Genomic DNA, 26,305 nt, shown 5'->3' with positions numbered 1-26,305 from the left:
AAAAATAATCTATATTGATTTTCACTAATTTAGCAATCTCTAATATCTCTAAGAAAAAAGCACTCGCTACCAATCATAGGTTTTCGAGTGCTTAAATGTATATACTTCCCATCATATTTAAATCATTTTTAAGATTTGTTCCTTCACATTTTCGTCAAACTTGGCTCCTTCTACCTTTGCTCCTGTCCAAACTACATTGTCAAGTTTAGCACCGGTAAAATTCGCGTCAGTAAAATCACCATTTAAAAGGGTCGCTCCTGTTAAATCTGCGTTTGTAAAATCTGCATTTCTAGCGTTTACTTCTGATAAATTAGCATCTTCTAAATATGCTTTTTCAAAGTTACCTTCTGTAAGATTCGCGTTGCTGAAATCCGTTCCCGAACAGTCGGCCTGTTTTGCATCTATTTTATATAAATTTGCTCGTCGAAAAGTAGCATGATTTAATATCGTTCCAACTAATTCTCCATATGAAAAATCAACTTCATCAAAACATGTTTCAAAACAACTACTTATATTTACCTTTGCATATTTCATATTGGCTTTAGAGAAATTAGCTTCACCAAATCTACAATCTGCAATATGTATTTCCTCTAAATTACAGCTCCTGAAATCAGCAAACTCAAAATCACAATCAAAAAAAGATGCTCTCATTAGTGAAGAAGCTCTTAAATGGACTTGTTTTGCCATGATACCCTCTGCCATCACCTCTGACAAATCTGAAAAAGTAAGATCTAAATTGCTCATATCTAGCCCATCTATAATTTCATCATTGTATTGAGATCTATTTAATATTTCCATGACTCTTATTCTATCATTATTTTTCTCATCCATGATTACAAATTCCTTTCATTTAACTTTCCAGATACTCCTTCCAAGCAACATTTGGAGAATAAGTTACAACCATTCGACTTTCATGAAAACTTGGCATGGCCATTACTTGAGCTGGTTCTAAGTATTTCATTACATGTAACCAACTATCAAGTAACATATCTATATCGGCTTCTAATGGATTTTGTAAAAGGTCTATACAAATCCCACCCCAATCCAGCTCTGATACGACAGCTGGGCTATTTAGTAATAATTCCTTATCAAACATGTCTAAAATATGACCACTCAAATATGTTTTAGCGCCTACCCCCAAAGGACCGTTAGGAAGAAACCTTACCGGTATAGGTAAGGCAGACATATTCATCCACATATGTAACCGTTCACGTTCTGTATTCCATGGATAAGACGCTTTCCAAAAGATTTGCGACACCCCAAAACGTGGTTTTACAATTTCTGCGATTTGATCGGATAACTCAAAAAAAGCAGACCATAAACTTTTAGGTATTGATTTATGAAACTCAAACTCAAGATATGACCTATGACTCCAGTTAACTTTAAAGCTTCCTCTATAGTGCACTGCTTTATCACGATACAAATGTACTTCTGATACTTTACGTTCCAAAATCACCTTTTCAAGAATTTCCTCACGATTATATTCTACCCGTACAGTTTCACTGTTACCCCAATGAGTAGGAGCAAATTTTTCATTCGAATCAAACACGCTCAAAAGACGACCTAGTATCTCTTCCTGATTAATCGATACTGTAGGATACATTGCAATTGTAAAATAATTAGGTTTCATTTAAATCCCCCTTAATACTAAAAAGTAAAGTTACATACTTATCTATATTTTTATCCATATACCTCCACCAGGGATATCTGGGTGCGCTTCCCACTTATGTGTCACTTTACCACTATTTGGATCAGTATAGAAAATGTCACTCTCTTTCGCTAAAGGCCCACTTGGTCTTGGATGAGGAGGAATCCCATTCAAATCGGGTTTATCGCTTGATATTGTCACAATATGACTTCCATTTTTATCTTCGAGCATCTCTCTTTCAGCTCGCATTTGGCTGTCATTATGAATAACGTGTTCTTTGTCACTTATTTTGTGTTTGTGATCATGAACTAAATCGATTTCATCCTTAGCATTACGACCTATACTATCTGGACGCGTAAGATGCCCTTCACTGGATGTATACGTAACAACCTTGCCAGAGTTATTGTCCTCTAATGTACGATTTAGGTGTTCTCCCAAAGCTTTTCTTCCTTTTATTTCTTCTTCTCTTCCACGCTCTTGACTTTTCTTTAAATTTTCACGCTTAACATCCCACTCTTTACGTTCTAAAGGCTCTTTTGTTTCTTCACAATGACGATTATACCTAATGTTATCTGCTTCCTTATAATCCCCCCGTGCTTTGGCTTCATCTATTTTTATTCGATAGTATTTTTCTCTTTCCGGGGTTAGTTTAATTTTGTTTGGGTTTGCGTTACTACCACCACTACCCTTAGCAAATTGATAAGCGTCATCCTTAGCTGCCGTACTTGCCTTTGAAAACTTTCCAGCTACTTCTCCAACAGTTGAAGATTCTATATAAGGAAGCTTCATTCCTATTCCAGTATCCACCGTCCTAACTGCTACTGGAATAGGAGTATTTTTCATAGCATCTAGTGCATTCTTTAAAGTCTTATTTTCCTTAAGCGATTGTACCACATTTTTACCCAAATTTGGATTAAAACCAGGCATTCCGTCTTTGAATTTTAATATTTTGGCTAAATCAGCTAATTCACTCGTGCCTTTGAATGCTTTTACTCCTTTTCCTACTGCTCCAACAACTGGGATTGCATCTAATCCGCCAAAAATGATGTTTGCTGTGCGTTCTTCTTGGCTCAATTTCCGGTGTGTTCCCCAGTCTTCTCCGTCGATCCCGCTTTTTATTTGTACACCTCCGTATACTACTGCGGCAGCGGCCCCGAGTGGTGGGCAAAGGATTGTTGTGATGATGATTCCTAGGCCTATTCCTATGTCTCGCACCATTTCTAGTTTTTTCTGTTCATCTTCTATCGATTTGTATTCAAATCCTCGTGTGGATGGGACTACTTTCTTGTATTCTTCATAATTTAATTTTGCATCTGGGTTTTGTTTTTTTAGTTCTTTGTATTCCTCTCTCAGTACGTTATCAAATGCAGGTGAATCTTTAAAAATATCTTCTACTGTTATTTTATCTTTTTTCGTCTGTATTGTTTGCGGTACACTTCCGTATCCCGCGTGCGCATCTGGTAATACTGTCGTTGTTGTAGAGCCAATTCGGTTATCTGTTTCGAAACTGAGAATAGATGTATCTCTCATTTTTTGAGCGAATTTATCCATTTCTACTAAAAAAGGTTTATCTATATGTTCAGAGACCAATCGCCCTGCTTCTCCGCAATATTTTTGTAATGTCGAATAGCTATCAAGTAATTCCCCGATTTTTTGCGATTGATCTTTTGGGTTAAAATGTATACTGCCATCTGAGTCTAAATCTCGTATTCTTCCATCAATTTTTTTTAATGATTCATTTGCGCGCTGTAATTTTATGAGTGCATCTTTTGTAATTCGATTCATACCATCCCCCATGTTTTGCCATGGTTCAGGTCTATATTTCACATCCATCTCGTTTTCATCCCCCCAGCCGTATGGTGATTTCTACAACTTACTTAATATTTCACGTAATTGTTCGTCCTTTTCAAGCATTTCTACACATACATTTCCTACAACTGTCGCTGACCTAGAATAGTGTTCAGCCAATTCTAGTGTTTTGTGTAATATATCAGGATATTTTTCAATTACTCTCATCGCTTCACCTTTTTGATAAAAATCACAGCTTAATAAACTCTCAATATTCGTTCCAATGACGTCTACATGGATTTTATATATATTTTCTAACTTCATTACTATATCAAGTAGTTCTTGAAAATTAACTAATACTTCTTCTCCACCACCAGAACCACTATCTCCCATTGATACTTGCATTATTGAATACCTCCTAACGAGAATTGTCTCGGGTCAATTAACTTTTTATATGGCATTTTTAACACGTCATACAATTTCTTATTAATCGCATAGAGGCTCACCCAGTCATATTGATTACGATCTACATCGATTTGAACGAAATCTTCTCCTTCAGTAAAATATAAGAAACATTCCCATTTTCCTCCTCTATTACTTCGAGGCCTCGTATACGTTTCTATCGCTATAACGTCTTTATTTGATAAATCTTTTTCCTCAAATGTTTTTTGTTCTGCCTCTGTCATTCTCTTTGAGAAAAATGTATCTTCTATTTCCCTCGGTTCTCTCAATAAGAAAGGAATGCGTGTTAATAATGAAAAATATACGTCCGGCTTTGGTATGTAGTCGATCTCGTATTTTTTATTTGGTTCTATTTCTGTTAATACAGCCACTCGGTCTTTATCCTCTTTTAAAAAGCCAATTAATACATTATTCATTCTCGTGTATTCATGACAATTTTCATATTCCTTTAATAGTTCAATTATTTGAAAAGCTGCAGGGGTAATTCCATTTTCACTTGTAAGTAGGCCTTTTTCTTTTAAACTCGTAGTTGCTTTCGTGACACATTCTGCATCAAGTAAAATAATTGCGTCACGGTTTGGCAATCCAAATATATCGGTAACCCCAGCTGCACCTGCGAGAACATATAATTCAGCAGGTGCAAAACTCATTTCTTTCCCCATTCTTTTATCCCTCGTTTCTCCATCACAGTTGTTTTATCGCCCTTACTTCCGATTTATCTCCGTACGTTTGAATGCTTTTATCTAACTCTTTCAAAGCTTTCGTATGTCCTTCAAATGCCTCTACCATTTCTGAATTATATTGAATGATCAAATCAAGATAACTTAAAAATGCATCTCTCGTTTTTCCATTCCATTTCGCACCTGTGACATATGCTTTTAAGTCTTTCGCTTGGTTTAAAGAATCCTTCATACCATTTTCAATGTTTTGTGCGTAAGAAATGGCACTTGCAGTGTTACTTCCTATAATTTCAACCTCTTTACCACTCATGTTGGTTCCCTCCATTCTTTGTATGCTTAATGGATAAGTTTTTCAAATTCCTTTTTCTTTTCTTCAAAAGCCTTGGTCGCTGCAGCGTATGCTGACGCTTTCTCCGATTCTGCTTTCGCTTTATATTCCAAATACTTTGCATAAGCTGTACTTTTTGCAGATCCAACATCGCTTAATGCACTTTTAAAATAGGATACTAATGTATGTAATTCTTCATCCTTTTCATGACGTTTTTGTTCAAATTCAACTGCCGGAATTTTATTAGCTTCTAAACCATTACTTTTACTCTCATAATCTCTCTTCGCTGATTCAGCATCTTGAATGAATTGCTTTAACTCTCTTTCTTTATCTTTTAAATAATCATGTAAATCATCATACCGATCTCGTTTCCTCGCACTTTCTGTAAAACCAGACGCATTTAAAAAAGCATTGTACAATTCATCTAACATCTTTCTCCCCCTTTAGCACAATAACTATGTAGTTAAATTCGTATATTTAAACATGAATATTCATTACATTAAGAATTAACAAATAATTATTTTTACATATTGCTATTTTATCAAAGGGATTTTAACATTTCCATATTTTATGAATGGCTTTCGCATTTTTCTTCAATAAAGTGAAACTTTAATCAATATGACTATGTATTTATTACTACCTTTTATCCAATTCATTCGTATTAAATCCTTGCTTGAGAGTAAGACCAGTTCTTTCTTATTTCATCAACAACTATTTCTGGATAATCCCAATGAAGCGTACGAGTAGGCTCCCTGACTCGTTTTACTATTCCTTAGGCTGTTTTGTTTCTATATTCATTCCAATATTTTGGCTCAGTCGCTCTTAAAAGAACAATAGAAAAAGGATCTGATATGAATATCAGATCCTTAACTTTAATTTCATAATACATACATCTTTTTACACGATAACTGGTTCATACGTGCTCAAATTATCATACTCAGTTTTTACAATACTAGGTGGAAGGTTAACACATCCTCAGATTCACCTTTTCTTGTAGCAGTGCATAATGTTTAATAAAATTAAAGCATATTTTTACTTACCAGACTTAATTTTTTCGTTATATTCTTCTAAAGTTAACCCTTTTTCTTTTAGATAAACAGCAACTTCTTTCCCTACATAACGATAGTGCCATGGCTCATACTTAATGCCAGTAATATTCTCTTTATCTTTTGGATAGCGGAGAGTAAATCCATATTCTGCAGCGTTCTTATCTAACCATTTGAATGCATCGGTAGTTTCAAATTTTGCATTTAAATCTTCTACAGTATTCTGCCATTCAACTGAAATAATGTCTAACGCTAATCCAGTATGATGTTCACTTGCACCAGGATACTGAAGATATTCCAATGCCTTAGCACTAGCCTCTTTATCCGACAAGCCCTGAGATTTATAGCTTTTAACTGAAGCATCATAATAAGTTTGTTGTAATTTTATAGCTCGATAACCTGATCTTAAATAAAGATTGATTCCCTCTTTTTTTGCAGCTGCTACCATATCCTGATAGGAAGTTGCAATTCTACTATCTATTTTCATATTTGGCTTCGCATTTTGGGTGATACTTGTTAATTCAATTCCTAGTTCCTTTGATAACATATGCTCTCTATTTACAAGGATAATTCTCCAATCATTAACATCAGAGATAGGTAAAACATCTTTTTTCTTCGCATGTATTTCATTTTTATTTTTATCGTTATTATTAGTAGTTGCCTGAGATGTTTGCTTTCCACTACAAGCAGCAAGACTCCATCCCATTGCTAATACCAATGCTAAAATTATAAATTTTTTAATTGTATCTCATTCCCTTTTTGTTTATTAGTCTTTATACCAATTTCCCAACACGTCTCTAGGAATCTCCTTGAAATCCTTCAAAGAAACCGGGCCGACAAATTTTTTAATTCCATGTTTTTTAGAATTTTCATCCGAATAATCTTTTAAAAATTGAATTTTAAATTGTTTCTTACCATCAGCATAGTCGGTTACTGTCGGTACGATTGCCGCTTGTCGTATACCAAAAGTTTTATCTTCATACTTAACAAATTGTACATAAGATAATCCTCCAACCAATGTTTCTAATTTTTCTTGCGCAGAAATAAGATTTCCAAGAGAATAATAGATTAGCGTTTCATGTCCATCTTTATTTTGTTTCCACTCAATTGGTTGAATTACATGTGGATGATTTCCAATTACTACATCTACACCTAAATCTGTTAAATATTGAGCAACTTCTTTTTGTTGCTTTGAAGGTGTTGAGGTATATTCTACTCCCCAATGCACCATAACAATCACCATATCAGAGCTACTCTTTGCCTTTTCCACATCATTTTGTATCGCTTTTTTATCAATTAAATTTAAAGCCCAAGACTTATCAGCTGGAATTTTAATTCCATTCGTACCATATGTATAATTTAGTAACGCAAAACGAATACCATTTTTTGTAATCGTTTTTATTTCATTACGCTCGTTTTTACTCTCATTAATACCTACTGGGATAACATCCGGATATTTTTTCCAGTATTCTCTTGTATTCGCAACACCTTTAATACCCATATCCATAGCGTGATTTGTCGCTTGCGTCACTATATTGAATCCAGTGTCCACTAAAGATTGGCCTACTTCTTCAGGTGTATTGAAAGTCGGATATCCTTGTACTTTTAAATTATTTCCGGCAATCGGAGTCTCCTGGTTCACTATAGCAAGATCACTTGATTTAACAGCCTTTTTGATATTTTCATAAATATAATTATAATCATATGAACCGTCTTTTTGTTTGCCATCTTTAATTACTGCGTCATGATATAAATTATCACCCGTAGCTATTAAATTCACAACCGATTGTACTTTTTTATCTTCCGTAAAATTAGGAGACTGTTGGATAGGACTTTTATCTACCCAATTCGGTGCTTTTAATGATGTATCTATATTGGATTCAGCCGGTGGTAACGAAGCTTTAGATGTCTTAACATCAGTATTACCACAAGCGGTTAAAAGCACTAAAAAAATAAGACATACTAAAAAAAACTTTTTACTTCTCTGTAAAGTATCTAACATGTGATCCTCTTTTCTGTTTTATTCCTTATAACCTGTTCTAACAAATCATTCTTTAAAAAAACGTATTTTGGTTTTACCCTTAATTATGGAAGGACACTCTGTTACACCTGCTTCGGAATATACTAATAATTGTTTTCCGCTTTCTAGCAATCTATCGATTCCATCAGAAGTAATAGATTACTAGAAAAACATAATCCATCAGGATGTCGACTAGTTTGATATACCTATTCCAATTGCAATAACTCGTTTAATATTTAAACAAGATAGGAGAATCGTTCATATAGCCTCTTCTCTCGCTTTATGTTTAAGGTGCCTCCAAAAAAGGGATCGTTGCTGTACCCCTTTACATAGTGCGAAATTTTTGCAACTAATTTCTTTCATTCAAGCGACAAACATTATACCGATAACAATAAGTAAGACCCAAGAACTTATTTTATCAATATACGAAAAAAGTAGCAATCTTTTGTCCCATATAAAGAAGCCCATTAGGAGAAATGAACGAGAGATTCATTCTATTCAATTCCTTCATTGATTAATAAAAAAACAAGCCATCCAACTATTGGATGGCTCTATACTATAAAGAAAATTTGTTATTGGATTACTTCAATTTCCCTTCAAAAACAATCTTCCTACCGCACGGCTCAACTACTGTTTTGCCGTCTTTCTTTACTTCATGAAAGATTGGCTCTTCCATACGACGAGACGGAGCGTAGCCTTCTTGTTCCATACGTGCTAAGCAGTCTGTAATTGTTTCATTTTCAAGTACTTCAAATTTCTTTTTATTAGGTTGTTTTGTCATGCCCTAACCTACTTTCTATTTTTCTTGATGCAAATTGATTTTTCATGTAGACCATATATAACATTGCGAGAATTCCCATTATAATCATAACCGCAATAAAAAAGCTTGTATACTGTATTTTTTCTATAAATACGCCGCCTAATACAGGTCCCATAATACTTCCTAAACTAAAAGCGATTCCGGATAATATATTACCTGCCGGTAGTAAATGTCTCGGTAATAAATCAGTCATAAATCCAAGCCCTAAAGAGAAGCACGATCCAATAACCATACCCGCTAAAAGCATGCAGGCAAAGACGATCCAGTAATATTGATCAAATACGGCGGCAAGTAGAAAAATGCCCGTACTTATGCTAAACGTCCACGTTAATATACGGTCCCTTCCGTATTTATCACTCAATATACCGAGCGGAATTTGTGTAATAATACCCCCAACTGCAAATGCTGGTAATAAGAAGGATACATCTGAAACAGACCACCCTTTACGAAGTGCATATACTGGTAAGTTACTGTTTAGCATTGCTTCAAGTACGCCATATGCAAGTGGTCCTAGCAGTGCAATCCATCCTAATCCAACAACTTGTTTATAACGAGAAAATGATGATTCACTCTTCGCTTCTCTTTCATCTTGCGCTGGGAATGCATTTTTTGTTGGAAGTAGTAAAAGCCAACCTATTAAACAAAGTACAGTAGATATAATAAATGGCGTTGCAAGACCGTACTGCACAGTGCTTGCTAAATACGGGCCAACGGCAAAACCAATTCCAAAGAATACACCGTATATCGATACTTGTCTCCCTATTTTACTTGGGTCTGATGTTGTCGTGATCCACGTTTGTGTTCCGACATGAAGCATATGATCTCCGACTCCAACTAGAAATCTAAGGATAAACCATACCCAAAACGAAAATGTTTGTGTAAAAAAGAATAATGAAATAATAACGAGAAACCCACCTATAACAATAATCGGCTTCATTCCAAACCTTTGCATCGGTTTTTCAAGAAACGGCGAAATGACTAATATCCCAATGTACAATGCCGTCGCATGAATACCATTAATACTTGAACTAACCCCTTCTTGTTCAAAAATCATTGCAATGGCAGGTAAGAGCATTCCTTGTGATAAACCTGAGATTGCTACAATCCCAACCATAATCCAAAAAGTAAAACGCATTGACATCCCTTTCCCTCTCCTTCTCACGCTTCCACTTTTCATTATAAACTGTTTCTGCAAATGCGTGTACGGATATTCACAATAAAAAACAAGCTAAAAGAATGAACCTTTTAGCTTGTTATCTTATCCTTCCCAAACTTGCGCTTTCACATTGTTATGAAATTGCTTAAAGTATGGATGTTTATAAAAAGCAGTTTCATATAAGTATTGCTGTGCGTTAGCGATTGGTGGCTGCGGATATTGCATTTGTAAAGGAACTACAGCTGGCGAAACTTGCATATACAGCGGGTTTATCATCATTTTTGTATATGCGTAATGATTATATGGCGAATAAGCGATGAAAAATGGTTGATGCATTGATAATCTCCCCTTTTACCTACAATGTTATAGTATATGCAATACCTTTCATTTCGGGGATTATTTCTGTTCTAACCAATTCTCTACATGTTTTATAAATACATCTAAACAATCAATAAACGGCGAGTGTCCGCAATCTTCTAATACCTTCAACTCTGCATTTGGCAAATGTTTCGCTAATTCCTCACCGACTACTTGGGGTACGACATAATCTCTATCGCCTTGTATGACGAGTGTTGGCGCTTTAATACGATGAATTTGCTTACTTCCCTCTACAACCCCATTATGTTCATCTGAAATATTAAATGTAATGAGCGCATAATTCACATCTACGAAATTACGTTGCGTTAACATATCACCTAAATACTTTTCATAACGGTCCGGTTCAGGTTGGTTATGCGTATATATTAATAGATTCCATACTGTACGGTAATATAGTTTGTTCATATTTTTTATCGCGTCTAATACTGGAGCGATTTGTACTGGATCTTGTGCAATTTCTTCTTTCGTCTTTACTAAACTTGATACAATCGGCTGCCCATTCGTATCTTTTTTAAAGATTGGGTAACCTTTCATTCCTACTGATTCTACTAAAATTAACTTTTCTACAAAAGTTGGGTGATTCGCTGTAAATTGCATCGCAACGCCACCGCCCATTGACCAGCCCATTAATGAGAATTTCTCTAGCTTTAACTCGTCGATAAATAATTTTACATCTTCTGCAAAGTCTTGTAATGAATCTATCGATTGATTATACGTTGATTGTCCAAATCCTCTTAAATCAAGAGCGTAAATATGGTATTGATCTTGCAACTTTTCAATAACTAAATCCCAATGTTGTGACGATGTCATGTTCCCGTGAATGAGTACAAGAATATCTGTATTTCGCCTTCCAACTTCCTGATATGCAATCGTTTCTCCGTTCGATAGTGAAACAAACTCCATTGTTGCAGGCTTAATCATCACAAGTTCCCCCATTCTATTTAATAGAAAGAAAATTCTTTACTTAATTAAAGAATAGCACGTAGAATGTACGTTCGCAACATAAAACCTATAAGAATTTTTTACATAAATCAACATGTCTATTACTAGACAATTATTATAAAAAAGTATATAGTTAGCTAGGTAACTAATTTGAAAGGATCAAAATACATGGACGAAAAACAACATTTTTTTCACATCGTCAGCCAGACTTCTCGAAAGTTTACGAAGAAATTTAATGAACGTGTATCTCCAACAGGGTTATTTAGTGCGCAATGGGCTGTTATTTTCCGCATTAATCAAACTGGTTCTTGTACGCAAACAGAATTGTGCCAGTATTTAAATGTTGAATCACCAACGATGACTCGTACATTAACACGTATGGAAACGATGGGATGGATTATTCGTACAGAAGGTAAAGATCGCCGTGAGAAGCTCATTTCTTTATCCGAAACAGCGATAAAGATGATTCCAATATGGCAAGAAGAAGTTGATACTTTCGAAGAAAAAACGCTAGAAGGTATTAATGAAGATGATTTACATCAAGCATTTCAAGTTTTACAACAAATTATTAAAAATTTAGATTAAATTGGAGGGATGACGATGCAAAGTGAGAAACTTTGGACGAAGGATTTCCTCGGAACTTGTTTTAGTAGTCTATTTCTCTTCTTAACATTTTACATGCTTATGACTACTCTGCCTGTCTATGTAATAGACGGCCTAAAAGGAAAACCTGAGGAAATTGGTTTAGTTGCAACTGTGTTTCTTATTTCTTCTGTTTTATGTAGACCATTCACAGGAAAATGGCTCGATGATTTAGGAAGAAAGAAAATATTATTTATTTCACTTTCATTATTTTTAGCCGCTACTGTTATGTATTTCGGTGCGCAAAGTTTATTCTTATTACTTGCCCTTCGCTTCTTACACGGTATTGGGTTCGGGATGGCAACGACAGCTACTGGTACGATCGTAACTGATGTTGCGCCAGCTCATCGACGAGGCGAAGCACTTGCATATTTCGGCGTATTTATGAGTCTGCCGATGGTAATTGGTCCTTTTTTAGGTTTAACAATTATTTCTCATTTTTCGTTTACTGTGTTATTTATCGTTTGTTCCGTATTTTCATTACTTGCATTTTTATTAGGACTACTTGTAGATATTCCACACGAAGCACCTGTTAGCAAACAAAAACGTGAAAAAATGAAATGGAAAGACTTAATCGAACCATCTTCTATTCCAATTGCACTTACAGGATTTGTTTTAGCCTTTTCTTATAGTGGTATTTTATCCTTTATTCCTATTTATGCGAAAGAACTCGGTTTAAGTGAAATTGCAAGTTACTTCTTTATTTTATACGCACTTGTTGTTGTCATTTCTCGTCCATTTACAGGAAAGATTTTTGATCGCTTCGGTGAAAATGTACTCGTTTACCCTGCTATCATTATTTTCACAATCGGAATGTTCATATTAAGCCAAGCACAAACTTCATTTTGGTTCCTTGGCGCAGGTATGCTAATTGGTTTAGGTTACGGAACATTAATTCCGAGTTTCCAAACGATTGCGATTTCTGCCGCTCCAAACCATAGACGTGGTTCTGCGACAGCTACGTATTTCTCATTCTTTGATAGTGGTATTGGCTTTGGTTCTTTCATTTTAGGTATTGTCGCAGCGAAATCCAGTTATCATAATATGTATTTTATCGCAGCTATTATCGTTGCGTTCACTTTACTTTTATATTATGGATTACACGGACGAAAACAAAAATTCAAGAAACAACCTACAGACGGAAAAATTTCCGCTTAACGTTAATAAGGAAAGTAAACTTCCCCGTTTACTTTCCTTATTTTGTATTTCTTTCAAGACGAGCGTATACTTATAGTAGAAATAAAAAGGAGGGCCATATATGAAACTAAAAAAATCTCCCCTACTCTTACTTATACTAACATTCATATTTGTAATTACAGGGCTTGGGTTTACTTACTTCAAACAAAATAAAACGACCCCATCAAAACATAATGTGACAAAAGAAAACTGGTTAAATGACCCTTACTTACGTTGGTCATATACCCATATGAAAGAATTCACTTTAGTTAATAACGTAAAAAACAATCCTGACCAAATTGCTCACTTCCCTTCCGCATTGCAAAACTTAGACGATTTTGCTGTGGAGCGTAGATTCGGAAATACAACTCCTCTAAAAAAACTTTTAGACGATAACAAAACAGATGCTTTTGTCGTTGTACATAATGGACAACTTGTTTACGAACGATATTTCAATGGGTATAAACAGAATGAACCTCATGGTATGGCATCATTAGCAAAAGTCTTTACCGGGGCAATTATACAATCTCTCGCTGAAGAGAATCGTATTGACTTAGAAAAAACAGCTGACACTTACATAAAAGAATTAAAAAACACACCGTTCGGTAATGCCACACTTCAGCAATTAATGGACATGCAAGTTTCAGCAGAATACCCGACCCACGGATATGAGCAGCCTGGGCTAGAAAATCAAGATGCACAATTATATTTAGCTAGCAATATTTTACCCCGCGGCAAAAATTACGACGGTCCGATGAAAATTTATGATATGTTACGAGAAGCCGAAGAAACTGCACCGCCTGGTTCTTCCTTTTCTTACAATAACGGATCAACAGAAACGCTCGCTTGGATTATTAGAACTATTACTGGTAAATCACTAGCTGAAAATGTAAGTGAACGAATTTGGTCTCAAATTGGTATGGGAGAAAACGCGTATTACGTTACAGATGAAACAAAAGTAGAACAAGCTAGTGCTGGATTAAATGCAACTGCTAGAGATATGGCGAGATTTGGGCAATTACTATTAAACAATGGAGAATATAACGGAAAACAAATTCTCCCTTCTTCTATTACAGAAAGTGTAAAAAATGTCCAAGAAGGTGAACTTGCAATTGGCCCTGGAGCTTCCATTTCTTATCATAATCAATGGTGGATTCCGCACAATGAACAAGGTGCTTTTGAAGTGTTAGGTAGTTACGGACAAACACTTTACATCGATCCGAAAGCAAATATGGTAATCGTTCATTTCTCTTCTAACGCAACGCCAAGTAATGAAATACATTCGACTTACTCAAATATGTATGTTGATATTGCCCATCATTTAGAAAAGCTTCCACAGTAGTGGAAGCTTTTCTAAATGATGGGATATTTTATTTATACTCCTACATATTAGAAGATGCTGAAAGAATAACTGCTTATAACACGCCTATCAAAATTTATATAAGCAGTTTACATGTTTAATTAAGTGTTTAACTAATACATCCACACCTTTTGGAGAATTCGTTAAAACACTTCCCTTACAAAGATTGTCTGTTCATATTGGTCGAAAATTTCTTCTATAGATGAAAATAAAGTTTCTTCCGGGATGATGAACTTTATTTTTTGACCATTTTTTAACATAAAGGAAATTGTTCCATTATCATTAAAACCTGTATGAAACGTTCCTCGTTTATTTAATAGTACCTCTTCAATTGTATTTATTTCAATTGAAAAGTTATTCTTTAATTGCAAGAGTTCATGTATATTGCCAGTATGTATTTTTGTATCTATTTCAGTTTCTAAGTTTAATTGTTTTTTCTCAATTTTTTTGAACCAAAACAAAAACAATAGCTCTCAAATACCAGGTAATTGTTTTTTATAAGCATGTCGACTATGAAACTGTCCGCCAATCTTTATAAAATATATACAGTCACCTGTAACAAAAACTTTATAATACATATCTGCCGTAAACATTTTAGGCTTTAAAAGATAAAAACTTTTGATCATAATTCCCCCATCAATTTTAAGTGTATTTGTATAAACATTTTTAGCTAGGTTTGTGCTTAAACATATTTCTCATGTAATGCAACACTATTGTATTGAATCTCCTCTCCCTTTGCAACAGTTGCTTTGAAGCCAGCTAGTAACCTTTCTCTATACTATCCCTATAAGTGCTACCCCATTTCCAACCGTTTTCTTCTAGTATATTAAAAGCAGAATCTGATACAAGGCTCTATATCAACCTATCAATAAATTACCACCCTACAAATATCTGAATTTTCTTTATGTTGGAGGTTATCTCCTAAACAACCTCGAATAATTGTAATACATATACATAAGGAGGGTGATCTATTTTGTTTCGTTCCTTTACAAATGGTTGCGTCGCCTTAGTGCAACGCTTCTTGCCAGAACCGTTTATTTTATCATGTTTACTAACTGTTTTTGTTATCTTCTTTGGTATGTTTGCGACTCACCAAACCCCTGTAGAAATGATTAATCACTGGGGTAATGGAATTTGGGGACTCCTCGCCTTTTCTATGCAAATGGCACTTGTACTCGTGACTGGATCTGCTTTAGCAAATGCTCCTCTTATTAAAAAGGGATTAACGAAAGCTGCCAGACTACCAAAAACGAATGGACAAGGCATTATTGCCATTTCAATTGTAAGTTTACTTGGTGCATACATAAACTGGGGCTTTGGAATTGTTGTATCTGTTTTATACGCAAAAGAAGTGGCAAGGCAGCTGGACGGATTAGATTATAGACTAGCAATCGCCTCTTCTTACTCTGGATTTCTCATTTGGCATGCGGGTCTTTCTGCCTCTATCCCTCTTACGTTAGCAACAGGCGGTGAAACGTTAATTAAAACGACTGCTGGAAGTATTAAAGAGGCGATTCCAATAACAGAAACGTTATTCTCACCATACGCTCTCGTTCCAGTTATTATTTTTCTCATTACGATGCCTCTCATTAATAAGGCGATGCATCCAGATGAAAAACATACGATAACTGTAGATCCTAGCGTGTTCCATGAAGAAGCCGCTGCTCAAGAAGTAGAAAAAAATACATTCGCTGAAAAGATGGAAAATAGCATTATTATTACACTTTGCGTTGGATTGTTAGGTCTCATTTATATTTTCAATTACTTTTATACGAAAGGTTTTAACCTTACTCTCGATATCGTGATTTTTATGTTATTAATTGCAGGTCTTATTTTCCACCGTACTCCGATTCAGTATATTCGCGCTTTTTCAGAATCTACGAAAAGTGCTTCTGGCATTTTACTTCAATTTCCGTTTTACGCAGGAATTATGGGCATGATGATTGGAGCAAATAGTGAAGGACTTTCACTTGGAGGAGCTATTTCTAATTTCTTTATTAGCATTTCAAATGAAACGACTTTTCCGCTCTTTACATTTTTAAGTGCTGGCATTGTTAACATTTTCGTTCCATCTGGCGGCGGTCAATGGGCTGTGCAAGCACCAATTATGATTCCAGCTGGCGCTGAACTTGGTGTACCTGCTGCAAAAACAGCAATGGCAATTGCATGGGGCGATGCTTGGACGAATTTAATTCAACCTTTCTGGGCATTACCAGCATTAGCGATAGCTGGTTTAGGTGCTCGTGACATTATGGGATTTTGTGTTGTGAACTTACTATATGCGGGTTTTATCATTAGTCTATGCTTCTTATTTATTTAAACAAAAAGCTAGTTTTATACTAGCTTTTTTACATAATAAATCACTTATTTCCCACGCAATTTATAACCTTCTCCCACTCTATCTCCGTAAGATGTAATGACTCAAATGCAAAAAAATCTTCACACACTTTTTCAATTAGATGTGGATTTTCCCTCAAAAAATTCCACTGTAACGCTTTAGGAAGAAAATGCATTTCATATTCTTTACTTCCCCGTACTACCTCATCAACTTCTCTTTCACAAATTCCTCTTATCAAGTAGTCATTTCTTAACTCTATTTGAATTTGCTGAAATGTTTTACTACATTTTTTCAATTGAAGTAAACACGTAACATACTTCCGAAAAAGTTCGCCGTCATACTGAACACAGTTTATAATACGGTCGACTTCATTCATAATGTACGAGCCTTTTCTTCTATTTGTAATAACCATTTTTCACGCTTTGATACTTTACTCGTTTTCACAGATTGAAACACTGAACGTTTTATATCGCGAATGCCACAAAAACGTAAAACACCTCTCTTCATCATAATCCAATCTGCTGATCGATATAATAGTGCGACGTACCATAACGGTGAATCTAGCGTATTAATCACCCACGCCTTCTTACCTTTCAATAAGCCTTTCGGCAGAGCCCCTTCATATTTATAAGCAAATCCAGCTACGAAAATACGATCGATAAATCCTTTTAAAATTGCTGGCATCCCCCACCACCATATTGGATAGATGAATAGAAGTGTATCTGCTTCTTCTACTAACGTTCTGTACCGAGCTGTTTCTTCTTCATTTACTAAATCACGTCTTTTCTTCTCTTCATTAAATACGAGGACTGGATCAAATTGTTCTTTGTATAAATCAAGCAGCGTAACTGAATGATTTGTTTCCGGTAGTCCTTTTTGCACATGATTTAAAATCGCCGCGTTAAAACTTGAAGGATTAGGATGAGCGTATACAATTAGTACGTTCACTACATAACAACTCCCTCTATACGTTAAAGTTTCCCCTTCTTTAATAACTTCTCTAAAATTTGTACGTTTTTCGAACTTTGCAATAATCGATTCAATAATATAAGTAATTCTTCTTTTTCTAAATCTTTCAGTTTCTCTTTAACTGCACTCTCACCAGCACCTTGAATATCATAAACAACTGCCGCCATATGCTTACAAAGATTCTCATATGGACATTCGCAGCTACTTTCTGAAAAATCTTCGAGATTGATAACTACTTCATAATTTCCTGCATTTCCAGTAACGAAAGCAAACACTTTTTTATCATGTATTTCAACATCTTCTACATGTCCATCTTCATAATATTCATATCCCTTATCTACAATGTACTTTGGGATCCATTTCGTTATATCTTCTAATAAGTAAGCGTACATAATTGTACGCCTTCCTTTAATTCCCTTTTGACTTCAAAAATCCTGTATGTTATTCTAATAACTGTCAAATAGCAAGTCTATATGACAAAACGACTGACACCTATTCGGCGAAGGTGTCTCTTTTCATTTGCAGCCGATATGAATTGCCTCTTTCAGGCACATTCAATTTTTGACACTACACACTCAACACCATTCCCTGTATCAGGCTGCTTTAGCAGTCTTTTACTCTACATACTCCGTTATTTTAAGAAAAAAAGAGAGCTTAGCTCCCTTTTCTCGCCTTATACAATACCCCTTTTTCAGCATAGAGATATTCATCAGCTAATGTAATTTTCCCATCCAGTTTTAGTTCGTCTAATAATCTTGATAAATAAAATTGATGCAACATCTTTTTCGTGAATTTTCCTTCATGATGCGAAACGATATGTTCTTGAATATCTAACAATGATATCGGCTTATCTTGCTCTATCATATATTCATAAACTGTACTACGCAGTTTTACGTATTTTTCGAGTGTCACAGTAATGCGCAACCCCTTTCTTCTTAATATAAATTTTCGTAATCGGTTTTTTTGCAATAAAAAAACCTCTCCGATAAGAAGAAGTTACGTATATATCTTCGTCTTATCTCCCAGAACAAATATGTTCTGCTGGAATTAGCACCTGCATCGCGGTTGCTGGGTTTCATCGGGCCAGTCCCTCCACCTCTCTGGATAAGAAAATATTCACTTAATTCTTACTATACGTAATTCCACTTTAATTGTCAAATAAATATAACAAATTATATTTTCTTCCTTACTGTTCATACTACCCATATACGAACACGCAAGGAGGATTATGAAATGCATCAAAATGCTCGCGGATATGTACAAGATTCTTTTCAATCATTACAAGAAGCTAAAAATTGTTTAGAAGAAGCGCTCGAAACAGTTGAAAAAGATTTTAATCGCGCTCGTATTGAACAATCACTTTATGCTGTTGAACAAGCTATTCAACGTTGCGAGTACACCGTTCATATTTTAGAAAAAGATTAAAAACTTCCCATCAATTGATGGGAAGTTTTTTCAAATGGCATACTTCATAATTATTGCCGTTATGATTAAAAAATATACAGAATTAGCAATTTCTAAAATTCCTACTTTTATAATAGAAATTTTTTTGCCATACAACATAATCGCTCGAATGACACTTGGTATAAAAATAAGAGAACACCACGGATTAATCACAAATATGATTATCGTTAATACGATATGATATCCCCAAGATATAAGACGATACTTCGGGTTATTTTTTTCACGAATCATCGTTTTCACATAGAACGTACTACCTAAAAAGTATAAAAATGAAATAAGTGCAATGAATATAGCTGTATGATCGATTTGCTTCATTGAAAAGTAATAACTAATTAACCCACCGATACAAAACACAATGATTGCACAAATATCATTTAGCAATGCTCTTTCATTTTTTTGACGGGCGTAATACATATTCACTATAAATAATGGAATCATTACTATTACGAATAAAAGAATTCGCCACTCATATAATAAAGAAATCATCCCAAATAGGAACGCAATGCTGAAATAAACAATAGCAGCTTGTAAAAACTCTTTTTTTCGTCTTTGCTTTATGTACGTAAGAAATGGATACGTGGCTAAATAGATAAAGAACCACGCTAAAAACAATGGAATATGATAAATAGTAGGTTTCCCAAGTATGACACTTAATAAAAAAGGAATAACAAGCATGGCCCATGCACCATGTTGCTTCGGAATAACTAACTTCATTAACTATACACCTCCCTTTTGAAAAAAGTTCTCACCTACCATTATACAAATAATTTTATATAATAACGGATGTATATTAAATCGATTTTTTGACAAAAAAATGCTCCTTACAATATGTAAGAAGCATGAAAGAGGCAAACGAATATGTAAGTCGCGACCCTACCTTATATGAGTATGCTTTTCTATGTCACGTTATGCTCATCTAATATACCGTATTTCTTTTTAAATCTTGTAAGAATCGTAATCCATGAAGTACTAAATAGTAATAAGAAAATAACATTCGAAATCGCATGGCTCAAATCAAAGTAAAAACTTGCGATATAATACGAAATGACAGTTTCCCACGTTGCTTCTCGTATAAAACCGAGAAGGCCCCAGAAATTCATAATCCAGCCAAATAAAAAACCAACAATTACTCCGTAAAGAAGTCTTCCCCATAGCTTTTTCATAAAAAATGTATTACGAAGTAGACCTGCTATAAAACCAATCATGCCCCACGAAAACATTTGCCACGGTGTCCACGGACCTTGTCCTAAAAAAATATTAGATACGATTGCTGCTGTAGCACCAATCATAAAACCAGTTTCACTTCCAAAGACAATTGCAGAAACGATAATGACAAAAGAAGTTGGTTGTACACTTGGTAAAATAGAAAATGGCACCCGGCTTACTGCTGCAATTGCCGCTAATACAGCAACGAGAACAATTTCACGTGAAACAAACGCCTTTCTTTCAAAACGGATATAGAAAGGTAACATAATAACCGCTAATATAAACAAACTACTTAACATGTAATAACCGTCCATGACAAGTGTCGTAAAGAGTAATGTGCCGATTATTACTGCAAAGATACATATTATGAATGCAACATATCTTTTGGACACGCTTCGTACACATCCTCCCACGTTAATGCATATGGCAATTCTTTTCGAATGAATCGATTAATAGATGTTGTATAAAAGAAGTTGCCGCTAAAAAATTCTTTCGGTGCATCATTCATAATGACTGTTCCATCAAATAACATCATACATTGATCAACGTATTTCGCTGCAAATTCAATGTCATGCGTCGCCATTACAATTGTTGTTCCTTCTTTTTGTAGCTTCCTAAATAGCTCTCCTACTCTTTCTTTCTTCCATGGATCTAACCCCTTTGTCGGTTCATCCAGTAATAATAGCGTTGGCTTTGATAATAACGTTGTACATAGCGCAAGTAATTGTTGCTCTCCTCCGCTACAATCATGCGGATGGCGTTCTTTAAGCGCATGTAACCAAAACTTTTTCAACATCTCTTCTGCAATTTTTCTTCCTTGTTCTCCATATAATTCACGCGCACGTTCATAAACCTCGTCCCATACTGTATCAAATGTAAAATGGTAATACGGATGCTGCGATACATACCCAATACTTTTAAAACGTTCTTTCGAATCAATTTTATGTATTACTTTTCCGTTCCACTTTACTTTCCCTCTTCTCGCTTTTTGTAATCCTGCTAAAATCGTTAACAGTGTAGACTTACCTGTACCATTCTTCCCAACGAGTGCTACCCATTTTCCTTTTTCAATCGAAACTGATAAATCACGTAAAATAAGCGGACTATTTTTTTCATATTGGAACGAAATATGCTCTGCGCTTAAAATTACCTCTTGCTTTTCACTTTGTGCTATTGGCTCATTTACATATGATATCGCTGCAAAATCATTCATTTTCATTTGCGCCTCTCGCACTGTAAACGGAATATCTCTCACATTCCACTCTAAAAATAGCCTTGGAATTTGCGGAATAAATGGACGGAATGTTTCTACTCCCCACATATCCGTAATAACAATTTTAGGACTACCATCATACATAATACGGCCATTATCCATACAAACAACGCGTGTTGCAAGCGGGATAACTTCATCTAAACGATGTTCACTTAAAATAATCGTAATTCCAAGTTCTTCATTAATCCGTTTTAATAATCCTAAAAACTCTTTTGCAGCGATTGGATCTAACTGCGCTGTCGGTTCATCTAATAATAGCAATTTCGGCTGCATAACTAATACCGCAGCTAAATTAACAAGTTGCTTTTGCCCACCAGATAACGTGTGAACAGATTGATGCAATAAATCTTGAAATCCTAAAAAGCTAATAAGCTCTGCTATTCTTTTTTGAATAATATGTGATGGTAATCCGATATTTTCTAAAGAAAATGCTAATTCTTGAATCACTGTATCCATAACGATCTGATTTTCTGGGTTTTGAAATACCATCCCAATTTCTTGGGCAGATAACAAATCAGCTACTTCCTCTATTAAAACACCCTCATAAAATATCTCTCCAGAACGCGTACCAATTGGAAGTAACTCCTTTTTAAAATGTTTTAATAAAGTCGTCTTCCCAGATCCCGATCCTCCAGCAAGTGCAATAAACTCACCTTTTTGAACAGAAAGAGAAATATGCTGTAACGCTTTTTCATTTTCATCAGCATATACAAATGATAAATTGTTTATTTCTGCATGCGCCACCATATCCATTCTCTCCCTTCCATTATGATTGGTAAACTAATAAACATCGTAAATACGACAAACATCATCCCATCGTATTGCTGAAATAGAATCGATTCGACTTTCGGATAAATAATCAATTTCCCCCCGCCATAATTACTACATATAATAGCCGCTATAAATAAAATGATTAAATAACTGAGCGTATACCAATCGCGCCTTTCCATTCTATAGCGAATATACGTCGTACGCTTCGTTACACCAAATCCACGAGCTTGCATAGAATCTGCCGTTTGCAGTGCATCTTCTAATGAACAAATTAATAATACTTGCAGCAATTGCATACCATTTTTGACGCGTTCAATTATCGAACCTGAATCTACCTGCACACCTTTCGTCTTTTGAACGAGTGTGATTTTCTTTAATCGCCTTATAAACAAAGGAACAAATCTCACTGTAATCATCGTTAACAATGCAACTTTCGGTGAAATTCTTGAAAACAAATATAAAAATTTATGACTGGAAATAATATCATTGTATGACGCAAACGTAAACATAACTGCAACTAGTAATAACCCCATTACTATTCCAAACATAATCGCCTCAAGCTTAATACGGTCATCACCTAACCAAAATAACGTAGTTCGACCTCTATGCGTTAATAACGAATTAAATAAAATTACCATAAAAAAGAAAACAATTGTGCTCGGTAGCATCTTTCTTATCTTTTCGCTATTTCCTTGCATCACATTTAACATAATAATTAATACTATTGCTCCAATTAAAAAAAGAGGATGAAGACACATCATACATAGTATCATCACCCCGATATAATAGAAAAAATTCACAAAAGGATGTAAAGAAGAAAAACTTATTTTCATAGCCCTTTACCGAATGCCTTTCTTATTGTAATACGTATACCCACTCAATTGTATCTCCTGGTTTTACCGTAGCTACACCAGCACTATGGTTTGGAAAAGCACCGTTCACACGATATTTCCATCCACTAGTATCCGCAATATCTTTTTCATATAAATCATTAATACCTTTTACATAAATACTATCTCTAGATCCGCTTGCATCAACATCTAATCCTGTACGTTGCAATACTTTATACACTGTATCGCCTTCTTGTACATCCATCTTTTTCGCACCCATTATATATCCGTTATTTCCTTTTACCGAGATTGTTACTTGTTTTGCTTTCGGTACTGGTGGTACTGGTGGTGGCACTGGGTTTGGTGGTGGTACCGGTGTTGGTGGAGCTGGTACACTATTGTTCTCTTCTGGCTTTTTCTTTTGCTCCTGCTTCGGTGTTTCTTTCGGCTGATTCACAACCTTTGCTTCTTCTTTTACTTCTGGTGCTTTCGGTTGTTGTTTCTCTTCTTGTACTTGTTGCTGCTCTGGTTGCTTATTTACAGCAGGTTGCTCTTTCGGTTGTTCCTGTTGTTTCTCTTCTTTCTTTACCTCTGGTTGTGCCTGCGGCTTTTCCTCTTTCGGCTTCTCTTCTACTTTTTGTTCTTGTTTCTCTTTCTGTTCTTCTTGCTGCTTTTGCTCTGATTCAGCTTGCTTTTCTTCTGCTTTTTCTTCTGGCTTCGCTTCATCTTTTTGTTCTTCTTGTTTCGCTACCTCTTCTTGCTTCGGTTCTACCTTCTTTTCAGGCTTTACAGCTGCCTCTTCACATCCGGCAAGTAGCCCGAGCGAAAGCAGTAAAGAAATGAACCATTTCACCTTACTCATCCTATCTCTCACCTTTCATACGAAAATTAGGAGCAAATAATTGCTCCTAATTTTTTGTTAAGCTGCTTTACGTCTCCATAATACATATGCAGAAGCAATACATAATACCCCCATACCTACTTCTGTTGCTGCACTATGAGATGATGCTCCTGTTTTTGGTAGACTGTTACCGTTTCCGATTTTTTTATTCTTAACCGGTTCGTTATCTACAACTACTTTTAGATTTTCATCTTTTGTTTCTTGTTGTACTTGTTTTTGTTCTTTCGGTTCTTCAGTAACTTCTTTTTCTACTACATTATTTTCTGGTTCAACGACCTTTTCTGGCTCTTCAATCGGTTTTGGCTTAATTACATCACCAGCGTCTACATTAGACCAATCATAAATAGATTTTCCCATTTCCTTAAATTGAAGTAATGCTAAAAGAGCCTGTTCTGTAGCCATTCCGTTACCATTTTGATCACTTGGTAACCATTTAAATTCACCATTTGAAAGTTGATATGATAATAGGTTTTGCATTGCCTTATGAAGACGGTTTTGATCTACATCTTTAACAAGCGATAATCCAATAATTGCTTGCGCAGTACTATTTGAATTTTCTTGTCCATCAGCTGAAAAACCGCCATTTTGCAGCTGTTCGTTATATAAATACGCAACAGCTTTTTGTATAGCTGGTTTCACATCTGATCGCTCTTGATAAGGAGCTAATGCTGATAAAACCATACCTGTTACATCAACGCTACTAGCACTATCTTTACTACCTGAACTATTATAAGTCCATCCACCGTCTGTATGCTGATTATTTAACAGTGCTTCCACTAGAGCAACTCTGTTCCATTTTGATTCAACTGGAATCTCATACTTCTTCGTATCAAATGCAAGTAAAGCAAATGCATAACCTGTAACAGAATTCACTTTATCTGACTCATACAATTTTTGAACTAAATTATGTCCACCTACATTTTTAGGGTCTGCACTCATTGCATTCATCATAATAATTGTTCTAGCTAAATCTGTCGCTGAAAAACGGTTAATACGCTTTTCTACTTTTTCAGTTACTGACTTAACATAATTTAATTTTGCCTCAATTGGCACATTCTTTCCAGAACGAGAAAGCGCTACAGCTACCCAATCACTTTCAATTCCATCTTGTAACATCTTGTCTGATGTTTTAGAAATGGCTTCATTTAATTGTGCACTTGGAACTTGAATGTTCTCTTGCTGTGGTTGTTCTGTTTTTTTATCATCTTGACCTTCTGGTTTTGGATCAACTGTCGGTTTACCATTTTCACCTTCCGGTTTTGGATCAACTGTCGGTTTACCATTTTCACCTTCTGGTTTTGGATCGACTGTCGGTTTACCATTTTCATCTTCCGGTTTTGGATCGACTGTCGGTTTACCATTTTTACCTTCTGGTTCTGGTTCTTCTGTTTTGCCACCGTTAGGTTCTTCTGTTTTACACGTCCCGAACTTATCTAACGTTTCTTTCAATGTTTCCTGGCTTATATTGCTCCAGTCTGAAACAAAGCGAAAGACAACAACATCTCCAGATTTTAATTTATAACTATCTGCTCCGACTTCTGCAGACTTATCATTTACATCATACAGCCAAGCACTTGTAGCCCCGGCCATTAAACCGTCAATTCCTTTTACATATGTTCCAAACGACATCGTTTCAGATTCTACCTTGTCCCCCATGACCTTTTGCAGCAAACTTAAAGCTGTTTCCCCATCTTTAATTTGCTCTTCTTTCGGGCATAACATAATGCCTTTTTGTGATTCCCCAATAATTGCAAGTTTTGCTGTATTTTCTTCAGCAAACGTAATATGTACTGTATTCGCAAAAGAAACAAATACAAGTGTCACTGCCATTAACGACGTAAGCAGCCACTTTTTCAACATTGCCATCCCAAAATTTCCTCCCTTACTACCATTTACACAAAAAAAGGCCCTTCAAGGGCGTGCGATTGACACTCTCTTTTTGTAAGTGTCGAACAAAAATGTACAACACCTCCTACCCGCATTATTCGCGGCTATATTTGTATAGGAAAAATAATTTTGTTTATGAACGTATCATTGTGATAACATTCACTTTTCTTGGCACAACTTACTTCCATTTAAGTTATCGTAAAACGATAAACCTATACAT

The 26,305-nt window shown here is 35.3% G+C and carries 28 protein-coding genes, 1 pseudogene and 1 riboswitch; of the genes and pseudogenes, 5 read left to right on the top strand and 24 right to left on the bottom strand.

The features are described from left to right. Positions 1–117: 117 nt before the first annotated feature. The 13 genes and pseudogenes from ACTFRY_RS08085 to phaZ all read right to left on the bottom strand — a co-directional run bounded on the left by ACTFRY_RS08085 (position 118) and on the right by phaZ (position 11,247). Positions 118–831, bottom strand: a complete 714-nt coding sequence (locus ACTFRY_RS08085) for a pentapeptide repeat-containing protein (RefSeq protein ID WP_000343658.1) — start codon at positions 829–831, stop codon at positions 118–120. A gap of 19 nt (positions 832–850) precedes the next feature. Beyond that, on the bottom strand, positions 851–1,630 hold the full coding sequence (locus ACTFRY_RS08080) for a hypothetical protein (RefSeq protein WP_000804110.1): 780 nt from the start codon (positions 1,628–1,630) through the stop codon (positions 851–853). Between the two features lie 690 nt (positions 1,631–2,320). Next, positions 2,321–3,481: pseudogene (locus tag ACTFRY_RS08075) on the bottom strand (hypothetical protein); the annotation flags it as partial. 33 nt (positions 3,482–3,514) lie between these two features. Further along, a complete protein-coding gene (locus tag ACTFRY_RS08070; protein ID WP_001198201.1) occupies positions 3,515–3,841 on the bottom strand; it encodes a hypothetical protein in 327 nt (108 codons plus the stop codon). After that, complete coding sequence (locus ACTFRY_RS08065) at positions 3,841–4,560, bottom strand: DUF5081 family protein (protein WP_000514119.1); 720 nt, start codon at positions 4,558–4,560, stop codon at positions 3,841–3,843. Before ACTFRY_RS08065 ends, ACTFRY_RS08070 begins: the two co-directional genes overlap by 1 nt. A 22-nt stretch (positions 4,561–4,582) precedes the next feature. After that, a complete protein-coding gene (locus ACTFRY_RS08060; protein ID WP_000014535.1) occupies positions 4,583–4,888 on the bottom strand; it encodes a WXG100 family type VII secretion target in 306 nt (101 codons plus the stop codon). Positions 4,889–4,914: 26 nt separating this feature from the next. Beyond that, positions 4,915–5,337: a hypothetical protein gene (locus tag ACTFRY_RS08055; RefSeq protein WP_000883455.1), complete on the bottom strand. Its 423-nt coding sequence runs from the start codon at positions 5,335–5,337 to the stop codon at positions 4,915–4,917. A gap of 601 nt (positions 5,338–5,938) precedes the next feature. Continuing rightward, the gene (locus tag ACTFRY_RS08050) at positions 5,939–6,670 is read right to left on the bottom strand and encodes a M15 family metallopeptidase (protein WP_000241986.1); all 732 of its coding nucleotides are present in this window, start codon (positions 6,668–6,670) and stop codon (positions 5,939–5,941) included. 48 nt (positions 6,671–6,718) lie between these two features. Then, the gene (locus ACTFRY_RS08045) at positions 6,719–7,954 is read right to left on the bottom strand and encodes a CapA family protein (RefSeq protein ID WP_000887599.1); all 1,236 of its coding nucleotides are present in this window, start codon (positions 7,952–7,954) and stop codon (positions 6,719–6,721) included. Between the two features lie 598 nt (positions 7,955–8,552). Then, on the bottom strand, positions 8,553–8,753 hold the full coding sequence (locus tag ACTFRY_RS08040; protein WP_000166303.1) for an NETI motif-containing protein: 201 nt from the start codon (positions 8,751–8,753) through the stop codon (positions 8,553–8,555). Then, a complete protein-coding gene (locus ACTFRY_RS08035) occupies positions 8,737–9,933 on the bottom strand; it encodes an MFS transporter (RefSeq protein ID WP_000062803.1) in 1,197 nt (398 codons plus the stop codon). The genes ACTFRY_RS08040 and ACTFRY_RS08035 overlap by 17 nt, the downstream gene beginning before the upstream one ends. A gap of 117 nt (positions 9,934–10,050) precedes the next feature. Further along, positions 10,051–10,284 (bottom strand): hypothetical protein, encoded by a 234-nt coding sequence (locus tag ACTFRY_RS08030; RefSeq protein ID WP_000554161.1) that lies wholly within the window; start codon positions 10,282–10,284, stop codon positions 10,051–10,053. A 60-nt stretch (positions 10,285–10,344) separates the two neighbouring features. After that, positions 10,345–11,247, bottom strand: coding sequence for an intracellular short-chain-length polyhydroxyalkanoate depolymerase (gene phaZ / locus ACTFRY_RS08025; protein WP_098616825.1), 903 nt, complete (start codon positions 11,245–11,247; stop codon positions 10,345–10,347). Positions 11,248–11,436: 189 nt separating this feature from the next. On the opposite strand from phaZ, the gene ACTFRY_RS08020 reads away from it, so the two are divergent. The 3 genes from ACTFRY_RS08020 to ACTFRY_RS08010 all read left to right on the top strand — a co-directional run bounded on the left by ACTFRY_RS08020 (position 11,437) and on the right by ACTFRY_RS08010 (position 14,428). Further along, positions 11,437–11,853, top strand: a complete 417-nt coding sequence (locus tag ACTFRY_RS08020; RefSeq protein WP_000343675.1) for a MarR family winged helix-turn-helix transcriptional regulator — start codon at positions 11,437–11,439, stop codon at positions 11,851–11,853. 15 nt (positions 11,854–11,868) lie between these two features. Further along, the gene (locus ACTFRY_RS08015) at positions 11,869–13,068 is read left to right on the top strand and encodes an MFS transporter (RefSeq protein ID WP_001190318.1); all 1,200 of its coding nucleotides are present in this window, start codon (positions 11,869–11,871) and stop codon (positions 13,066–13,068) included. A gap of 100 nt (positions 13,069–13,168) precedes the next feature. Next, positions 13,169–14,428 carry a serine hydrolase domain-containing protein gene (locus tag ACTFRY_RS08010; RefSeq protein ID WP_000768755.1) on the top strand — a complete coding sequence of 420 codons (1,260 nt, stop codon included), beginning with the start codon at positions 13,169–13,171 and terminating at the stop codon, positions 14,426–14,428. Between the two features lie 161 nt (positions 14,429–14,589). Here the strand turns inward: ACTFRY_RS08010 and ACTFRY_RS08005 are convergent, their stop codons facing one another. Continuing rightward, positions 14,590–14,907, bottom strand: coding sequence for a hypothetical protein (locus ACTFRY_RS08005; RefSeq protein ID WP_000498517.1), 318 nt, complete (start codon positions 14,905–14,907; stop codon positions 14,590–14,592). 512 nt (positions 14,908–15,419) lie between these two features. Between ACTFRY_RS08005 and ACTFRY_RS08000 the strand changes: the two genes are divergently transcribed. Then, complete coding sequence (locus ACTFRY_RS08000) at positions 15,420–16,766, top strand: short-chain fatty acid transporter (RefSeq protein ID WP_000490011.1); 1,347 nt, start codon at positions 15,420–15,422, stop codon at positions 16,764–16,766. Positions 16,767–16,806: 40 nt separating this feature from the next. Here ACTFRY_RS08000 and ACTFRY_RS07995 read toward each other — a convergent pair whose 3' ends face one another. The 4 genes from ACTFRY_RS07995 to ACTFRY_RS07980 form a co-directional block, all read right to left on the bottom strand. Beyond that, on the bottom strand, positions 16,807–17,160 hold the full coding sequence (locus ACTFRY_RS07995) for a hypothetical protein (protein WP_001006482.1): 354 nt from the start codon (positions 17,158–17,160) through the stop codon (positions 16,807–16,809). Then, positions 17,157–17,732, bottom strand: a complete 576-nt coding sequence (locus tag ACTFRY_RS07990; protein WP_001101652.1) for an NAD(P)H-dependent oxidoreductase — start codon at positions 17,730–17,732, stop codon at positions 17,157–17,159. The genes ACTFRY_RS07995 and ACTFRY_RS07990 overlap by 4 nt, the downstream gene beginning before the upstream one ends. Before the next feature lie 23 nt (positions 17,733–17,755). Continuing rightward, positions 17,756–18,145, bottom strand: coding sequence for an SWIM zinc finger family protein (locus tag ACTFRY_RS07985; protein WP_000271497.1), 390 nt, complete (start codon positions 18,143–18,145; stop codon positions 17,756–17,758). Positions 18,146–18,407: 262 nt separating this feature from the next. Continuing rightward, positions 18,408–18,665, bottom strand: coding sequence for a hypothetical protein (locus ACTFRY_RS07980; protein ID WP_000171476.1), 258 nt, complete (start codon positions 18,663–18,665; stop codon positions 18,408–18,410). Between the two features lie 100 nt (positions 18,666–18,765). After that, positions 18,766–18,864, bottom strand: a riboswitch (SAM riboswitch). Between the two features lie 122 nt (positions 18,865–18,986). Here ACTFRY_RS07980 and ACTFRY_RS07975 point away from each other — a divergent pair. Beyond that, entirely contained in the window at positions 18,987–19,178 is a 192-nt protein-coding gene (locus ACTFRY_RS07975; protein ID WP_000554032.1) for a hypothetical protein, read from the top strand. 30 nt (positions 19,179–19,208) lie between these two features. On the opposite strand, the gene ACTFRY_RS07970 is transcribed toward ACTFRY_RS07975, so the two are convergent. The 6 genes from ACTFRY_RS07970 to ACTFRY_RS07945 all read right to left on the bottom strand — a co-directional run bounded on the left by ACTFRY_RS07970 (position 19,209) and on the right by ACTFRY_RS07945 (position 26,064). Beyond that, the gene (locus ACTFRY_RS07970) at positions 19,209–19,931 is read right to left on the bottom strand and encodes a YwiC-like family protein (RefSeq protein ID WP_098616826.1); all 723 of its coding nucleotides are present in this window, start codon (positions 19,929–19,931) and stop codon (positions 19,209–19,211) included. A 182-nt stretch (positions 19,932–20,113) separates the two neighbouring features. Beyond that, on the bottom strand, positions 20,114–20,815 hold the full coding sequence (locus ACTFRY_RS07965; RefSeq protein WP_000044901.1) for an ECF transporter S component: 702 nt from the start codon (positions 20,813–20,815) through the stop codon (positions 20,114–20,116). Continuing rightward, on the bottom strand, positions 20,788–22,449 hold the full coding sequence (locus ACTFRY_RS07960; protein WP_033694169.1) for an ABC transporter ATP-binding protein: 1,662 nt from the start codon (positions 22,447–22,449) through the stop codon (positions 20,788–20,790). The genes ACTFRY_RS07965 and ACTFRY_RS07960 overlap by 28 nt, the downstream gene beginning before the upstream one ends. Continuing rightward, a complete protein-coding gene (locus ACTFRY_RS07955) occupies positions 22,422–23,300 on the bottom strand; it encodes an energy-coupling factor transporter transmembrane component T (protein ID WP_016118307.1) in 879 nt (292 codons plus the stop codon). The genes ACTFRY_RS07960 and ACTFRY_RS07955 overlap by 28 nt, the downstream gene beginning before the upstream one ends. Positions 23,301–23,322: 22 nt before the next feature. Continuing rightward, positions 23,323–24,159: a DUF4430 domain-containing protein gene (locus ACTFRY_RS07950; RefSeq protein WP_086391526.1), complete on the bottom strand. Its 837-nt coding sequence runs from the start codon at positions 24,157–24,159 to the stop codon at positions 23,323–23,325. Between the two features lie 57 nt (positions 24,160–24,216). Continuing rightward, entirely contained in the window at positions 24,217–26,064 is a 1,848-nt protein-coding gene (locus tag ACTFRY_RS07945; protein WP_001241058.1) for a DUF4430 domain-containing protein, read from the bottom strand. Positions 26,065–26,305: the final 241 nt, after the last annotated feature.

Source organism: Bacillus cereus group sp. MYBK195-1, assembly GCF_051916605.1.
GTDB lineage: Bacteria > Bacillota > Bacilli > Bacillales > Bacillaceae_G > Bacillus_A > Bacillus_A cereus.
The sequence above is the reverse complement of the archived record's forward strand: the minus strand, read 5'-3'. Positions and strand labels throughout refer to the sequence as shown.

Bases quoted from the DNA above. Each gene is read 5' to 3' on its own strand.
- ACTFRY_RS08085 (WP_000343658.1), bottom strand. From the start codon at position 831: ATGGATGAGAAAAATAATGATAGAATAAGAGTCATGGAAATATTAAAT.
- phaZ (WP_098616825.1), bottom strand. From the start codon at position 11,247: ATGATTAAGCCTGCAACAATGGAGTTTGTTTCACTATCGAACGGAGAA.
- ACTFRY_RS07945 (WP_001241058.1), bottom strand. From the start codon at position 26,064: ATGGCAATGTTGAAAAAGTGGCTGCTTACGTCGTTAATGGCAGTGACA.
- ACTFRY_RS07970 (WP_098616826.1), bottom strand. From the start codon at position 19,931: ATGAAGTTAGTTATTCCGAAGCAACATGGTGCATGGGCCATGCTTGTT.
- ACTFRY_RS07960 (WP_033694169.1), bottom strand. From the start codon at position 22,449: ATGGATATGGTGGCGCATGCAGAAATAAACAATTTATCATTTGTATAT.
- ACTFRY_RS08035 (WP_000062803.1), bottom strand. From the start codon at position 9,933: ATGTCAATGCGTTTTACTTTTTGGATTATGGTTGGGATTGTAGCAATC.
- ACTFRY_RS08080 (WP_000804110.1), bottom strand. From the start codon at position 1,630: ATGAAACCTAATTATTTTACAATTGCAATGTATCCTACAGTATCGATT.
- ACTFRY_RS08020 (WP_000343675.1), top strand. From the start codon at position 11,437: ATGGACGAAAAACAACATTTTTTTCACATCGTCAGCCAGACTTCTCGA.
- ACTFRY_RS08060 (WP_000014535.1), bottom strand. From the start codon at position 4,888: ATGAGTGGTAAAGAGGTTGAAATTATAGGAAGTAACACTGCAAGTGCC.
- ACTFRY_RS08055 (WP_000883455.1), bottom strand. From the start codon at position 5,337: ATGTTAGATGAATTGTACAATGCTTTTTTAAATGCGTCTGGTTTTACA.
- ACTFRY_RS08010 (WP_000768755.1), top strand. From the start codon at position 13,169: ATGAAACTAAAAAAATCTCCCCTACTCTTACTTATACTAACATTCATA.
- ACTFRY_RS08045 (WP_000887599.1), bottom strand. From the start codon at position 7,954: ATGTTAGATACTTTACAGAGAAGTAAAAAGTTTTTTTTAGTATGTCTT.
- ACTFRY_RS08030 (WP_000554161.1), bottom strand. From the start codon at position 10,284: ATGCATCAACCATTTTTCATCGCTTATTCGCCATATAATCATTACGCA.
- ACTFRY_RS07995 (WP_001006482.1), bottom strand. From the start codon at position 17,160: ATGAATGAAGTCGACCGTATTATAAACTGTGTTCAGTATGACGGCGAA.
- ACTFRY_RS08070 (WP_001198201.1), bottom strand. From the start codon at position 3,841: ATGCAAGTATCAATGGGAGATAGTGGTTCTGGTGGTGGAGAAGAAGTA.
- ACTFRY_RS08040 (WP_000166303.1), bottom strand. From the start codon at position 8,753: ATGACAAAACAACCTAATAAAAAGAAATTTGAAGTACTTGAAAATGAA.
- ACTFRY_RS07985 (WP_000271497.1), bottom strand. From the start codon at position 18,145: ATGTACGCTTACTTATTAGAAGATATAACGAAATGGATCCCAAAGTAC.
- ACTFRY_RS07950 (WP_086391526.1), bottom strand. From the start codon at position 24,159: ATGAGTAAGGTGAAATGGTTCATTTCTTTACTGCTTTCGCTCGGGCTA.
- ACTFRY_RS08065 (WP_000514119.1), bottom strand. From the start codon at position 4,560: ATGGGGAAAGAAATGAGTTTTGCACCTGCTGAATTATATGTTCTCGCA.
- ACTFRY_RS07975 (WP_000554032.1), top strand. From the start codon at position 18,987: ATGCATCAAAATGCTCGCGGATATGTACAAGATTCTTTTCAATCATTA.
- ACTFRY_RS08015 (WP_001190318.1), top strand. From the start codon at position 11,869: ATGCAAAGTGAGAAACTTTGGACGAAGGATTTCCTCGGAACTTGTTTT.
- ACTFRY_RS07955 (WP_016118307.1), bottom strand. From the start codon at position 23,300: ATGAAAATAAGTTTTTCTTCTTTACATCCTTTTGTGAATTTTTTCTAT.